General features: G+C 63.6%; 12 protein-coding genes. 8 read left to right on the top strand and 4 right to left on the bottom strand.

The features are described 5' to 3' along the window. Positions 1 to 226: 226 nt before the first annotated feature. Complete coding sequence (locus DDE10_RS22915) at positions 227 to 550, bottom strand: hypothetical protein (protein WP_114955138.1); 324 nt, start codon at positions 548 to 550, stop codon at positions 227 to 229. Between the two features lie 68 nt (positions 551 to 618). On the opposite strand from DDE10_RS22915, the gene DDE10_RS22910 reads away from it, so the two are divergent. Next, positions 619 to 1,384, top strand: a protein-coding gene (locus DDE10_RS22910; RefSeq protein WP_114955137.1) for an IS5 family transposase whose coding sequence is annotated in 2 segments (ribosomal slippage) — positions 619 to 944 and positions 943 to 1,384 — 768 coding nt in all. Because the reading frame shifts where the segments join, the coding sequence is not laid out codon by codon here. A gap of 124 nt (positions 1,385 to 1,508) precedes the next feature. Here DDE10_RS22910 and DDE10_RS22905 read toward each other — a convergent pair. After that, the gene (locus DDE10_RS22905) at positions 1,509 to 1,715 is read right to left on the bottom strand and encodes a hypothetical protein (protein WP_114955136.1); all 207 of its coding nucleotides are present in this window, start codon (positions 1,713 to 1,715) and stop codon (positions 1,509 to 1,511) included. Between the two features lie 83 nt (positions 1,716 to 1,798). Here DDE10_RS22905 and DDE10_RS22900 point away from each other — a divergent pair, with 83 nt between their 5' ends. After that, positions 1,799 to 2,353 carry a hypothetical protein gene (locus DDE10_RS22900; RefSeq protein WP_162806808.1) on the top strand — a complete coding sequence of 185 codons (555 nt, stop codon included), beginning with the start codon at positions 1,799 to 1,801 and terminating at the stop codon, positions 2,351 to 2,353. 7 nt (positions 2,354 to 2,360) lie between these two features. Here the strand turns inward: DDE10_RS22900 and DDE10_RS22895 are convergent, their stop codons facing one another. Together DDE10_RS22895 and DDE10_RS22890 are read right to left on the bottom strand one after the other, a co-directional pair. Continuing rightward, on the bottom strand, positions 2,361 to 5,789 hold the full coding sequence (locus tag DDE10_RS22895) for a DEAD/DEAH box helicase (protein WP_114955134.1): 3,429 nt from the start codon (positions 5,787 to 5,789) through the stop codon (positions 2,361 to 2,363). Then, positions 5,776 to 6,555: a HamA C-terminal domain-containing protein gene (locus tag DDE10_RS22890; RefSeq protein ID WP_114955133.1), complete on the bottom strand. Its 780-nt coding sequence runs from the start codon at positions 6,553 to 6,555 to the stop codon at positions 5,776 to 5,778. Before DDE10_RS22890 ends, DDE10_RS22895 begins: the two co-directional genes overlap by 14 nt. A gap of 532 nt (positions 6,556 to 7,087) precedes the next feature. On the opposite strand from DDE10_RS22890, the gene DDE10_RS22885 reads away from it, so the two are divergent. The 6 genes from DDE10_RS22885 to DDE10_RS22865 all read left to right on the top strand — a co-directional run bounded on the left by DDE10_RS22885 (position 7,088) and on the right by DDE10_RS22865 (position 13,899). Next, entirely contained in the window at positions 7,088 to 9,706 is a 2,619-nt protein-coding gene (locus DDE10_RS22885) for a glycosyl hydrolase 115 family protein (protein WP_114955132.1), read from the top strand. Between the two features lie 284 nt (positions 9,707 to 9,990). After that, positions 9,991 to 10,290, top strand: coding sequence for a hypothetical protein (locus tag DDE10_RS23655; protein ID WP_162806807.1), 300 nt, complete (start codon positions 9,991 to 9,993; stop codon positions 10,288 to 10,290). Between the two features lie 949 nt (positions 10,291 to 11,239). After that, positions 11,240 to 11,686: a MarR family winged helix-turn-helix transcriptional regulator gene (locus DDE10_RS22880; RefSeq protein WP_114955131.1), complete on the top strand. Its 447-nt coding sequence runs from the start codon at positions 11,240 to 11,242 to the stop codon at positions 11,684 to 11,686. Next, positions 11,683 to 12,429 carry an NADPH-dependent F420 reductase gene (locus DDE10_RS22875; RefSeq protein WP_114955130.1) on the top strand — a complete coding sequence of 249 codons (747 nt, stop codon included), beginning with the start codon at positions 11,683 to 11,685 and terminating at the stop codon, positions 12,427 to 12,429. The genes DDE10_RS22880 and DDE10_RS22875 overlap by 4 nt, the downstream gene beginning before the upstream one ends. Positions 12,430 to 12,439: 10 nt before the next feature. Next, positions 12,440 to 13,357, top strand: a complete 918-nt coding sequence (locus DDE10_RS22870) for a DMT family transporter (RefSeq protein WP_114955129.1) — start codon at positions 12,440 to 12,442, stop codon at positions 13,355 to 13,357. 221 nt (positions 13,358 to 13,578) lie between these two features. Next, positions 13,579 to 13,899, top strand: a complete 321-nt coding sequence (locus tag DDE10_RS22865; RefSeq protein WP_114955128.1) for a hypothetical protein — start codon at positions 13,579 to 13,581, stop codon at positions 13,897 to 13,899. The last annotated feature ends 229 nt before the right edge of the window (positions 13,900 to 14,128 follow it).

The following is a 14,128-nucleotide window of genomic DNA, read 5'->3' as shown; positions in this document are numbered from 1 at the left end:
GCCGGCGACGGCGGGGTAAAACCGCCCAGCCGCGCTCATGCTCAGTCTGCGCGACGTCCGCTTCTGTCAGTAGCGGACGCTTTTTCAACGCTATCCGCCAATCTCGGTCGTTCCAGGCCCCGGGGGAGCTTCCCGGAAGCGGACGCTCATTCGTCACCCGACATTCTGTCATGTTCACTCGGCCGGTTTGGTGCATTTAGGCTGTGAACTCATAACCGTGTGAGCGTCAGGCGGCCCTTAGTTCAGCGACGATGCCGTCGAAGAGATCGAAGTATCGTTCTTCGAGCTCCTTGTGGGGCAGCGAGAAGGCAGCGGTGGAACGCGGGAGGCCAAGCTCCTGCGCTGCTGACTGTCCGTCGCGGAGAAAGGTAGGGTGCAAGTCCGCTGCTGGTGAAAGGTCTCCGGCGTTGCGCATGCCATAGTCCGCCGCCCACAAGCAGTAGATCAGGCGCTCTCGGGGGTTCAGCGACGAGTAGCCTTCAGCGGCCTTCCTCTCGATGATGCGGTCGCCCTCATCTAGAAGCCATGTCTCATCATCATCTTCAGGCATCGGCTACCCCTATCAGGCGAGTTGCTACTATCTTCCGCCGCTCGCGAAAACGTGATTCAGCGCTCGGCATGAGCCGATACGACCTGACCGACTTCGAGTGGCGCATGATCGAGCCGCTGCTGCCCAACAAGCCGCGAGGCGTGCCGCGTGTTGATGACCGCCGCGTGCTGAACGGCATCCTCTGGGTGCTGCGATCCGGTGCGCCGTGGCGCGACCTGCCGGAGCGTTATGGTCCGCGCACCACCTGCTACAACCGCTTCGTGCGATGGCGAAAGGCAGGCGTCTGGGACCGGATTATGGACGCCATCACCGCCGCGCACGATGGCGACATCCAGATGATCGACAGCACCTCCGTTCGCGCCCACCAGCAGGCCGCGACGGGAAAAAGGGGGTGCAGATCACTGTCTCGGTCGATCACGCGGCGGGCTCACGACCCAGATCCACGTCGTCGTCGACGCGCAAGGCCTCCCGATCCGGCTCGGCCTGACGGCCGGACAGGCGCACGACGGTCAGATCGCCAACATGCTACTCAACCATCTCGGCCCGCGCACCATCATGCTGGCCGACAAGGCTTACGACGCTGACCACATCCGCGAGCTGATCCAGGAGCAGGGCGCCACACCCAACATCCCGCCGAAGAGCAATCGCAAGTGGAAGCCCTGCTTCAGCAAGCGACTCTACCGCGAGCGCAACCTGATCGAGCGGTTCTTCTCCAAGCTGAAGCACTTCCGCCGGGTCGCCACCCGTTATGACAAGGTCGCCGCCAACTTCCTCGCCATGGTCCAGCTCGCCTCAATGCGGCTGTGGCTGCGGGCTTATGAGTCTACGGTCTAGTAAAACTGGCACCGTATTCTCGCATACTTGCCTATAATCTCATCGGGATCTCGTCCGCGGCGACCCTACCGAGCAACAAGGCAAGATCGATTGCGTCGCCGGGCCGCTTCACTCCGCGCAAACCTTAGCCATTCTCATCCGCCCACTCCTTCCGGATCATTCTCAGATAAGGCACGAAGCCGCTCTGGTTGCCTTTGTCGAAGGCAGTTATCGCGTGTAACGCATGAGAATGCGCGTCCTCGGCACTGACTTGGCCCGCCTCCACACGACGAAACGCGTCGCGGAGGAACTCGTCCAGGCCGAAATATTCTTCCGATGTGAGCTTTGGCATATCACCTCCTTGCTTTCCTATAAGCGTATCGGAGGCGGCAACCGGATGCGAGCGGATTCGCGGCGAAACTCATGGGGTGCATTATGGCGACAATCGACAAAGCGGGTGCAGCAGAACGCCTGGTCGTCAGTGCGATTATTATGGCCGATCGTGGCGAAGATCCATTGGCGATTCACGTCGTCGGGGCGTCCGCCCTGAACGTGTTGCGCGATCTAATAACCAAGGCCGGCGACGACTACGTCGAAGAGATTCTCAAGGTCGGCGCGTTCACCATCGCCTCAGCGCAGGTAAAGGGTGAGTCCGTCACGCTCCCGACCAACGCTGCGATGGATGCTGTTGTCGAGAAAGTGGTTGCCGGGATCGAAGCTGGCGAAGTGACCGAAGCCTCCGACCTGATCATCACGTTGACGCCCGCGGAGCGACGGCAGCTGCTCGACTATGTCGTGAAGCCGTACAATTTCCTGAAGCACGCCGACCGCGATCCCCTCGCGACCCTCGACGATAGCGACATCGACCCTGATGGCGTGATCGCGCACGCGTTGACCGCGCTGACGATGGTCAGTCCAGGCAAGTCGCTACCGGCTGAGATCAGGCCCTATTTGGAGCGACACAATTTGCTCCCGCCCACTCAGTCGTAGCCGGTCGTCAAAGTAAGACGCCTCGCCCCAGTCTTTCGATTTGCACTCCTTTGCCTGGGATAAAGCGACCAGCAAAGAGACTAGGTTGCGTGAATCTCAATCCTCCCGAAATTCGAGAGATCAGCCGAAAGTCCGGCGTTACTAGCCAATTCTCCCCTGAGGCTTCGTCACGTTCAATACGGTAAAGCCCTGGCGGGACCGCAGTGGAGTCTGCGAGAGCGCGATCGCCAGCAACACGATGCCAGCGCTGAATCGCGGCGCTGAGTGTTTCGTCGCGGAATCGCTTCCACAGCGCGGCGGTCTCCACCGTCGGCCAGTTTCCCGCGTCGGTCAGCGCGACAATCTCGTCGCTCTCTAACCAGTCGCGCATGCCGCTGCCGTCGAGGAAATCCGCTCCGCCAGTCCTGACCGCTGCCATCGCCGCCCGCCGCGACGGCAGCCCGGCCCTCACCAGCATCGACATCATGAAATCTGGGACTCCGGCTTCGAGCGCGGCGGCCGCGCCTCCTACGATGATATCGGGTTCCCACCCCTGTGTCAGGCGCCGTGTTCGCAGCGCCTCCAGCGCCCAGACCAGCTTGTAGGTGAAAACGTCTTCGACGAGCTTCATGTTATCGGCGCCGATCGCATCGACCGCCGCCCCGGCGACCCAGGCACGCAGCACGTCGCGCCAGTTTTGGGGCATATCGGCATCCGGCGCAAATGGCCGGATGGCGAGCAGGCGTTCCGCCAGCGCCACCAGTGCGTCGCCGAGCGCTTCGGCATCGCCCCGAAGCGCCGCTAGATCTCCTTGGTCTACCAGCGCCGCAAGCTCGTCGGCGATGTCATCGAGCGCGAGCCCCGCTTCGAGGCCGACGCCCATCGCGAAATGGCCCTGACGCTGAAGCACTGTGGTCGAGTTCCAGATGAGCCGCGCGCGGGTCTGAAGGATGAAGCGGTGATTGTTGCGGGAATGCTCCCCGCCGCGATCAACCTGTCGCGCCCAAAGCGATCCTTCCAATGCCTCATCGAGCAGTCGCGGAAGGTCGTCGCTGTCGGCATCGAGTGCCTCGATCAGTCCGAACACCGTTGCGTCCAGCTTCTCAACGAGCTGCGTCAGCGGCTCCTGCTCCACTCCCGGGTCGACGTCTTCGCCGTCCTCGTCTCCCGGGTCGGCTTCTTCTTCGGGCGCCTGCCAGCCCTCGCGCGAGTTGGCGAGATACTCGGCAGCATCGGCGCGGTCAAACGTGCCGCGGGCGGCCATCCGCTCGACAATCTGGTTAATCACCTGGATGAGCCCACTTTGCAGGTCGCGATGACGCGCGGAATTGACGAGGCCACGCCAAGTCGCGAGCCGCCAATCGTTCTGATCGAAGATGACGTGGAGCACGAGACCCTCGACGTCGACAAAAGCGCGGCCCGCGCGGCCCGCGACATTGGCGAATTCCTCCCCCTTGATCAGTTCGCCAGCACGATACAGCGACGGGGCGAGCAGGACCGCGGCGTTGAGGTTCAATCCTTGTGAAAGCGTCGGCGACGCAACGGTCACCTTGAGCACGCCTTCGGCAAGCAGCCGCTCAATCTCGCGCAGGAATGGGTTCGGAAGCCGGCCATGATGGATCGCGACACCGATCCTCAGGCATCCCACTGCCGGATGATTCGCGCCGAGCCATTCGATGCCGATCTCCAGCGCGCGGCCGATCGCCGCCTCGTCCTCGAGGAGCGACGACAAGTAGCCGCGCGCATTCAGGTCGACGATCGTCGCGCCATACCCAATGACCGAGTTTGCCTGCGGCTGGAATATCAGCGTTCGTTTGTCCTGGCCCGCGAATTCCCACGCCGCAAACAACGTCAGCTCTTTGGTGCTCGTCGGTCGCGCCTTCTTGTGCGGCTTGATCGCGTCGACCTCTTCGACAAACCGGGCGATCCAAGGTCCATCGTCTTCCAGATCGAAGCAGAGCTTGGCCGATTTTGCCTGCCACGCCACCGTGCCGAACCGCTGGCGAGTGGGGCGCCAGTCGGACTCGATGGCATCGCCGGGCGCATCCGATCGTATCCACGCGGTCAGGTCGGTCAGCGGATCACCGCCGGGCAGGACCGCCGACAGGCAGACGATGCGCCGATCGGCATTGTCCGGCCGACGCAGGAGCCGTTGGACAAGAATCTCGTAGCGGATCTCGCGCTCGGTCGGCCCGATCAGATGGCCCTCGTCCAGCACGATCAATCCCACATCGTCGATGATCGACGCGTCGGATCGCAGCGCGAAATCGAGCTTCTCGGGCGTTGCGATAATGATCTTGTGGGTGCGCAACGCATCTTCGTCGCCCGGCGACATGCCCGATGCGCCGTAGAGCGAGGACACCGAAAATCCGAGGGGTGCGAAGGTGCGCCGAAACGAGCGCTCGGTCTGAGCAGACAGCGCGCGGAGCGGCGTCACGACGAGGACACGGCGGCCAGTTGCGAGCGTCATCAGCGCCGCTATCTCCGCGACGCGCGTCTTGCCGGCACTGGTCGGAAGCGCAACCACCAGATCATCAGTGAGATCGCTCGATCGACGTGCGGCCTCACGCTGCGAAGGCCACAATTCGACCTCGGCGTTCTTCCGCGCGTAAAGTGAACCGAGGAACAGCCGTCGGAGATCAGCGTAGCTGCCCTCGCCGCCCGGCGGCGGATCGTGTGGCAGGTTGACGTGAAGTGAGTGCGCCCACAGGTCATCGATGAGGCCGCGGCACAGCCTCAGCAGCCACCAGGCGGGCACGATGCCGGCATTCGCCGCAAGGCTAAGACCGGCATCAAACAGCGCCATCGCTTGCTCGACCAGCGCTCCTTCGCCGGTCTGGAGCGCGAAGTCGTAATAAGCAAGCGCGCGGCAGGCGGTCGTGTTGAGCATCTCCGCGATCGCGACCTCAGGGGTGATATGATCCTGTTCGAGGGCAAACCAGAGCCCGTCATCGTCGAGGCTATCGTCGGTCAGGCGCGACCGCACATGATCCCGGAGCGAATCGAGATCGCGCAAAATCAACAGGATCAATGCGGTCTCGGCCGGGCTTTCGTTGAACCCGTCGGCGCGGTCGGCGAACAGCGAAAAGGCAATCGCCGAGAAGCCGGCGAGATGATAGGCCCCGGCTGCGATCGTGCGATGGAAGCTGCGCGATGGCGAATCCGGCGCGCCGTTACGCACCAGCGCCTCGAAGGCTTTCGCCGCATATTCGAAGCCCTTGCGGGCAATCTCGCTCTCACCGCCGCGCTCCTTGAGGGCTAGGGCCGCACGCAGGAGCGCGAATCCATATTCGGCGAGATCGGTTTCGATAGTGCGGCCGAGAGGCGGTGCATCATCGGGCAATTCACCATCGCGCCGGATGACGGACCAAGCAGCGCCGCGCCGCAAAAGGCCGCCCCAGACATTGTCTTGGGCGGCATCGACAATGAGTGCGGTGAGTTCGTCAGTCGTTTCCAAGCTTCACGGCCTCGACGTAAACGGCATTGATGAAATCGCCGTGGTCGGCGATCCGCAGGTTCGCGCTGTATTGATTTCGATCGCCGGACGATGCGTCGAGATCGGCCTTCAACGATGGCGGCGGGGCATTTCCCGAAAGGGTGAACAGCATATGGTCTATTCTGCCGGGCGGCAGCGCCCTCTGCCCAACCTCGTCCCGCAGTGCGCGGCCGAGTGCCTGATCGTCGGCATCAGGACTCTCTAACAATCGGTCCGCAACGAACAGCAAAGACTCAGGTGTGCAGCGGCCATCATCGCGATCGAGCGCTTCACGCGCTTCGGTAATCGCCGTCTTGGCCAACTGCTGTCGGCTCTTGGACTCGCCCTTGAGCAGGCGGAGCTGACCGTTGTCATCGACGACGACACCGATGAAATCGTCGCCGCGCAGCGCCATGTTTCGCCCATCTTTGAACCGCAGTCGCTTGACTGGGATACGGAACCCTAGGTTTTGCTCGGCTAGTTCTGAGGCAAGAATCTCGCCGAGGTCACCTGATCGCGCCGAAATGTCGGTCGGCATGCGGGTGCGCAGAATCTCCGACGCCTTCTCGTAGCCGAGCCGCGTCGCGTCATCGGCGATGCGGCCGAGATCATCATAATGGTCGCGCAGTGCTTCAAGCAGCCTCGCCCAGATAGTCTCACGACCGCCGGCCTTTTCTGTCAGCAACCAGAGGCGCTTGCGTCCCGCGATATCCTCGGCACATTCGCACCAATCCCAATATAACGCCATGAGTTACCTTGGACCAAAAATCGGTTCCCGCCGCGACGAGGTCATGGCGCCGACCATGTTCATGAGACCGCAAAGTTCGGGCAGTCCACCGCCTAATAACAAGCCGGAGCCGGGAGAATTTGTAAAGGTTGCAACCAGCGGCTGCTGTTGCCCTTCCAATTTAAGGACCAGCGATTGACGAGCGCCTGTGCCCGGGTGAGTCGAAGGCGCTAAAATGGCTTGGCCGCTCATGCGACCACTGGCTTCCGAGATCTCGTCGTACGCAATCAAAGGACCGGGATGGAGCGCGAAGCCCGTCACCAGATTGAAGCGACCAAACCGGCCGAAATGGGCGCACCCCGGCGCGCGGTCGCGGCAAAGAAACGTCCGCTTGACCTGTTCGGCTCCCGTAAGCTGCCAGTCCGCTCCCGGCCAACATCTGCCCTACCTGCATTGCCGAAAAGAGCCAGGATCGCGGTCTTGCTCGAGAGCCGGTCATCTCGAATGGTACCGTTCCCATTTGAAGGAGCGGCGAGTGGTTGAGAGCGGGCGCATGACACGGCGGTCCCTCCTGGGCGGTGTCGCCTACATGGGTGGCGTGCTCTCTCTCCCTGCTCCGCTGCTGGGTGCTGCCACGCCCTTGCTGACGCGCCGCCGCACCGACGCGTTCCCCTTGGTGCAGAACTTCATGCCGGCAGCTATTCTCGTCGATCCGGGCGCCGACACGGCGGTCCGGCACGCGGCGAACGGCTTCGCGTCGGACCTTGAGCGCGTGAGTGGCCGGACTCCTCGCAGATATGCCGGCGCCGGCGAGGCGAGCGGGCCGCTGGTCGTGATCGGCGTGCTGGGGCAAAGCGCGATCGTCGACGGCCTCGTTGCGTCCGGCAAGATCGACGCCGGAGACATAAGCGGCGAATGGGAAGCGTTCCGCCAGATCGTCGTCGACCGCCCGTTTGCCGGCGTGCCGCGTGCCCTCGTCATCGTGGGTTCCGACCGCCGCGGCGCGGTCTTCGGCACCTACGACCTGTCCGAACGGATGGGCGTGTCGCCGTGGCACTGGTTCGCCGACGTGCCGGTGCAGCGCAGGGCGGATGTCTTCGTCCCCGCAGGCTCGCGCCGCGACCAGCCGAAGGTGCGCTATCGCGGCTTCTTCATCAACGACGAGGCGCCCTGCCTCAGCGGCTGGGCCGAGAAGAAGTTCGGCGGCGTCAACTCGGCGATGTACGCCCACGTCTTCGAGCTGCTGCTGCGCATGAAGGGCAATTATCTCTGGCCCGCAATGTGGGCGCCGAGGGCCTTCGCCGCCGATGACCCTCGGAGCATGGTGCTCGCCGACGCGATGGGCGTGGTGATCGGCAATTCCCATCACGAGCCGATGCTCCGCGCGCACGACGAATGGCACCGCAACCGGGACCAGGGCGTGACCGGCGGACCTTGGGACTATACGCGGAATACCGAGAATCTGCGCACCTTCTGGCGCGGCGGCATCGAACGGATGATGTCGAAGGGCGACGGCAAGGGCTATGAATCCGTGGTCACGATCGGCATGCGCGGCGACGGCGACGAAGCCATGGCCGAAGGCACGGCAACCGAGCTGCTCGAGCGGATCGTCGCCGATCAGCGCGCGATCATTGCACAGGTCACCGGCCGGCCGGCGAGCGAGACGCCGCAAATCTGGGCGCTCTACAAGGAAGTGCAGGATTATTACGATCACGGCATGCAGGTGCCCGACGACGTCACCTTGCTCTTCGCGGACGACAATTGGGGCCAGATCCGGCGGCTTCCCGAAGCCGGGGCGCCGGCCCGCAGCGGCGGCTACGGCGTCTATTATCATTTCGATTATGTCGGTGCGCCCCGCAACTACAAGTGGCTCAACACCAACCAGATCGAGAAGACCTGGCAGCAGATGGACCTCGCTTATGAGCGGGGCGCGCGCGCCATGTGGATCGTCAATGTCGGCGACATCAAGCCGATGGAATATCCGCTCGGCTTCTTCCTCGCGATGGCGTGGAATCCCGAAGCCATGACCCCGTCGGCGCTGGCGGCCTATCCGGCGGCCTGGGCCGAAGCCACGTTCGGGCCGGACCATGCCGGTGCGATCGGCGAGATGATCACGACCTACAGCCGATATGCCGCAAGGCGGAAACCGGAGCTGATCGACCAGGACAGCTTCCCGATCGGCGACGTCACGCCCGAAGGCCTGGATGGCGGCGAGTTCGGGGAGATGGTCGCCGAATGGGATGCGCTGGAGGCGCGGATGCTGGATGTGCGGGCGCGGCTGCGGCCCGATCAGCACGACGCCTATTTCCAGTTGCTGGAATTTCCGGTTCTGGCCTTGGCCAACCTCTACCGTCTTTATTACGCGACGGCCTGGAACCGGAAGCTGGCGTCCCGCAACGATGCGCGCGCCAATTTCTTTGCCGACCAGGTGGAGGCCGCCTTCCGCCGCGATGGCGAGCTGACGGCGCGCTACCACGCGATCAACGGCGGCAAGTGGGACGGCATGATGGCGCAGGTCCATATGAGCTACGTCATCTGGAACGATCCCACCCAGCAGACGATGCCGAGCATCACGCGCGTCGGCGGGGACACGCCGACGGAGGAACGGGGCGCCGGGGCCCGCTTCGTGGACAGGCGGCCTTCGCCGGCAGGCGTGATCGCGATCGAAGCGCCGTCGTTCAGCCGGGCCCGCAACGGCGCGGGGCTGCGCTGGACGGCCATTCCCCATCTGGGCCGCACCCGGGGGTCGGTCTTGGCCCTTCCGCAGGGGAGGCCCGCCACGTCGCCGGCCGATGCCGTCTGCCTCGAATATGATGTGCGCGTGGAGGTGCCGGGAATTGCGACGCTGACGACCTGGCTGGCGCCCACGCTGGACACGACCGGCGGTCGCGGCGTTCGCCTGGGGGTGTCGCTCGACGATGGTCCGGTCCGGACGCTCGGCGCGGACCTGGAAGCCACCGGCGGCGCCCAGGATACGCCGGACAAGAGGCTCTGGGCCGACGCGGTACGCGACAATGCCGTACGCCTGTCGGTGGACATGGGGCCCATCGCGGCCGGCAGGCACGTGGTGAAGGTCTGGCGCCTCGACGACAATGTCGTGCTGCAGAAGCTGGTCCTGAGCACCGCGGCGGTGCCGCCCTCTTATCTGGGCCCTGCTCCGCCGCCCCGCTGAACGCACTTCGCCTGGAAGGACGGATCCCGACGCGAGGGCGATTTCGCGAGAGGTACCCCGTCGGGACGATCCTCTTCGAACGGCAGTCATTCGCGAACCCAATTCGAAGGCGGACCGAGCGCTGCCGGCCACCTCCGGTCACGGCGGCTCCGCGCCAATGGCGGTCGCTCGTGATGCTGACGACCATCTCCCAAAGCCGCCGTTCAGTCAGGCGAGTGAGGTATCTCCGCCTTCGACGCATTGCTGACATTGCCGATCCTGACCGAATGCAGCAGGGTTGCGTAATGAATACGGATACCATTGCCGAAGTCGGCATCGATGAGGAGGGGCGGCTGTACGTGCGACCATCCACACACGCGTTTCAACAAATCTGGCGCGCCGCCATGGAAGTGAATTGGGACGAGTCTGAGCGTCGGCTGTTTGGCCCCAGGCCGCGGGAATGGAGCTATGTCGACTGGTTTAGGCAGATCGTGGCGGCACCGGCAGACGAATATGGCACACGGCTGAGCCTGACTCCGGAAACTGCTTGGACGAACGTACCTGCCTCTCTTCGGGCCGAAATCGAGGCGTTGCCGCAAAGCTAACGAATTTCCGCTTTCCGCCCTTCCCGGTCATCTGCGCAACTGCGCCGCCGAGTCATCCCGGAACGTCGCAGTAGGGTGGAAAGCGGACATTGCGCCAGCTAGCCTGAGGCGCGGAAAGGGGGTCCTCGGTGAGATGGTGGTTGGTCGCAAGACTCATCGTGTTTGCACCAGCATCCGCATGCGGCGCGGAACCAGGAGTCGTGTTTCGCTCTGAGGAAGTTGCGGTTGAGGCGATTTCGGGTCTTGGGCCAGACTGGCAAACGCAGGTTCGCCAACCACAATCGCTGCCGAAGCCACCTAGTTCGTGGGTGTCGAGGCATCGAAGGTTTTTCTTCCTCGAGGGGCGAGTCCTCGACCTGAAATGGAACCGCACCGGCGCCCTCGATGAAGTCGTCGTTGCTGATCCACGCTGTTGGCAAGGCCGTCTAACGCCTACGCTGGATGCTCTTGTCCGCCTCACGGGCGCAGACCGTAATCGCGGATTGCTCGAAAGCGCCGCGAGCAGGGTCTTCTTGCAGGCATACGAAACGGACCTAAGCGTCCTGGCGGCCGATCGCTTGGTGTTCAGGTTCCACCGCACTAGCCCGCGCTACAGCTGCGAAATCTACATGAGAATCGATGCCAACCGAGAAGAGTAGCGGTCGCTCGCTAGATGTCCTCAATGGGTCGATCCCGGGTCGTAGCATCCACGCGGCGTGCAATGACTGTTTTTGCGGATCTCCGCCGAAAAGAGACCGGTCCCCTCACGGCCAGAGCCGGCTGTTAAGCGGCCGCCCATCGATGACCTTCAGCGGTGATGCAGCATGGAGCCGGGCATCGGCCCTCGCAAGGGGCCGGGACGTCGCTCCTGATAGGCCGGCGACATCCACCATACTGCACATCAGCTCATACCCCTTGAACGTGATCAGGCACGAGCTATCTAGCGCACTAGACAATAGTGAGCGAGAGAATGCCGGCTGATCAACACAGCGTCGCCACCCAGCTGTCCTTCGCTCTCTATGGGGCGGCGAACCGCATGGTCCGGCTTCACAAGCCGTTCCTGGAGCCGATTGGGCTGACATTCCCGCAATATCTGGTGATACTTGAGCTGCTGGATGGCGCGCCACTCTCGGTAGGCGCCCTGGGTGGTCGCCTCGATATGGATACGGGCACCATTACGCCGCTCGTGAAGCGGCTGGAAGCTGCCGGGCTCGTCACACGCAGACGCGATCCGAATGACGAGCGCCGTGTGTTGGTCGATCTCACGTCGCGCGGTCGCGGCTTGGAGACGGAGGTGCGGGGGATCGCGAAGAAGATCAAATCAGCGTGTCGGCTTACCGACGAGGGCGTGGATGACCTGCGGCGCACGCTCGAAGCGCTGGCTCAGCCCGCAAGCGAACAAGGACTACACTCATGAAGATCGGAATTCTCGGCGTTGGCCATATCGGCAAGACGCTCGCGCAACGGCTGGCCCAGGCCGGCCATAGCGTGAAGGTGGCGAACTCGCGCGGTCCTCACACCATTGAGCAGGACGTGCTCGCCTTTGGCGCCCGAGCGGTGACCACCGAAGAGGCGCTGGCTGACGCCGAAGTGGTCATCCTCTCCATTCCCCTTGGCCGCATTCCGGGCGTTGCGCCCTTGATTGCCAAGCTCCCCGAAGAAACGGTCGTAATCGATACCTCGAACTACTACCCGTTCCGCGACGATGAGATCGAAGCCATCGAGGCGGGTCAGGTCGCGAGCCTCTGGGTTGTCGAGCAGCTCGGCCGCCCGATCGCCAAGGCATGGAACGCGATCGGGTCCGCCTCTCTCGCGCACAAGGCCGCTCCGGCCGGGACCGCCGACCGTATCGCCATTCCCGTCGCTGCCGATCGTGAGAAGGATCGCGAGGTTGCTCTCGCGCTCGTCAACGACAGCGGCTTCGATGGATTTGATGCGGGGGCACTTGCTGACTCGTGGCGCCAGCAGCCCGGCGCTCCAGCTTACTGCACCGATCTCACACGAGAAGAGATGGACCCGGCACTCGCAGCCGCCGAGAAGGACCGTCTGCCGAAGCGTCGCGACCTGGGCGTTGCGGTGATGCAGGAACGCCTTGGCGATGGCACCACGAACCCAGATGCTGAATGGGGGGTTAGACTGGTCCGCGCGATCAACATGTAGGATCTAGAGCGTGACCCACGACACGCGCGGCGGCAGCAATCCGGTCCAGACCGTCGGAGTCCCCGCGCTGTTCGTGGTGCTGTGGAGCACGGGGTTTATCGGCGCCAGGCTCGGACTCCCCCACGCCGAGCCGCTTACGTTTCTGTCGCTGCGATACGTCCTGGCCGCAGGGTTGCTCGTGCTGGTCTCGATAGCCAGCCAAGCGCCTTGGCCACGGCGGCTGACGGAGGTCGGGCACTTCGCCGTAGCGGGGCTGCTCGTACATGGCGTCTATCTCGGCGGCGTCTTCCTCGGCATCTCCATGGGGGTAGAGGCCGGTGTTTCGGCCTTGATCGTTGGGTTGCAGCCGCTGCTCACTGCAGCGCTTGTCGGCGTCCTGCTCGGCGAACGGGTGACACAACGCCAGTGGCTGGGGCTCGTGCTCGGCCTGTGCGGTGTGACACTCGTGCTGGCAGGAAAGGTAGGCCACGCTCCCGGCACGCTGCTGGGCAGCATCGCCTGCGTTGCAGCCCTGATTGGGATCACGATCGGCACGCTTTACCAGAAGCGCTTTTGCGCAGGCATGGATCTGCGCACCGGCAGCGTCGTCCAGTTCACCGCAGCTGGTCTAGCGACCGCCCCCCTCGCATTCTGGTTCGAGGACATGCATGTCCAATGGGAGGCGGAGTTTGTCTTTGCGCTGCTCTGGCTCGTTCTCGTGCTTTCGCTCGGCGCTGTAACGTTGCTCTACGTGCTTATCCGGCGCGGCGCCGCGTCTCAGGTCGCCAGCCTCTTCTTCCTCGTCCCGCCCTGCACGGCATTGATCGCCTGGCCGCTGTTTGGCGAGACCCTGGGGCCCTGGGCTCTGGCGGGAATGGCACTTACCGCCCTGGGGGTGGCGCTGGCGACCCATTCCAGGGACACGCGCGGACATAACGCCGCCAGGTGACTACTTCCGCTTCGCCGTTGTGACCCTCCGAAGGCAGACAGTCCCCTATCGACCAGCTTCAGCCGTCGGTCGGCTCGCGCCATGTTTTGCCGCTAAGGGCGCGATCAGCGACGCCGTAATCCGGACATTCGTTCAGGTTCGGGAGCGTTGTCCGCTTGCGACCCGTTGCGGACATTGCGAAGGGGTGGAACAAGGCGCCCTGGAGATTTTCAGGCGAGCAGATGATCGGGGTCTATTTGCACATCGGGGTGTCCATGGTGGCGCTGGTTATAGCGTTTGTCGCGCAACGGGTCCTCCCGCCCCGGCGGCGCACCAGAATAATCTTCGTGTCAGCAGCAATCCCGGCTGTTCACCCCGTTCTCGCAGCACTCATAATCCCGCTCGTGGTGCAGATACGCCTCGACACAGACCTGAGTTGGTTTCAGCAGTCTATGAACCTGCTCTTTGCCTTCATGACGATGATGTTCGTCGGCTTGGTCGGAGCCATCCTCGGAACGGAACTAGCGAGCCTCATGAGGTGGCTGATGCGGCGGCGCGGCTGAGCGGTTCGGCTTACCCCACCAGAGAGCTTTCGGAACGGTACACCTCGTCACCTCCGGCAATGTCCGATCTCCACTCACTTGCGACCTTGCGTAGCGAACCCGGGCAGCAACTGCGGGAATGACCGAGACGGGTGGATAGCGTTGAAAAAGCGTCCGCTACTGACAGAAGCGGACGTCGCGCAGACTGAGCATGAGCGCGGCTGGGCGGTTTTACCCCGCCGTCGCCGGC

This window comes from Sphingosinicella terrae (assembly GCF_003347635.1).
Classification (GTDB): Bacteria; Pseudomonadota; Alphaproteobacteria; order Sphingomonadales; family Sphingomonadaceae; genus Allosphingosinicella; species Allosphingosinicella terrae.
This window is presented reverse-complemented; position numbering and strand designations above follow the sequence as displayed.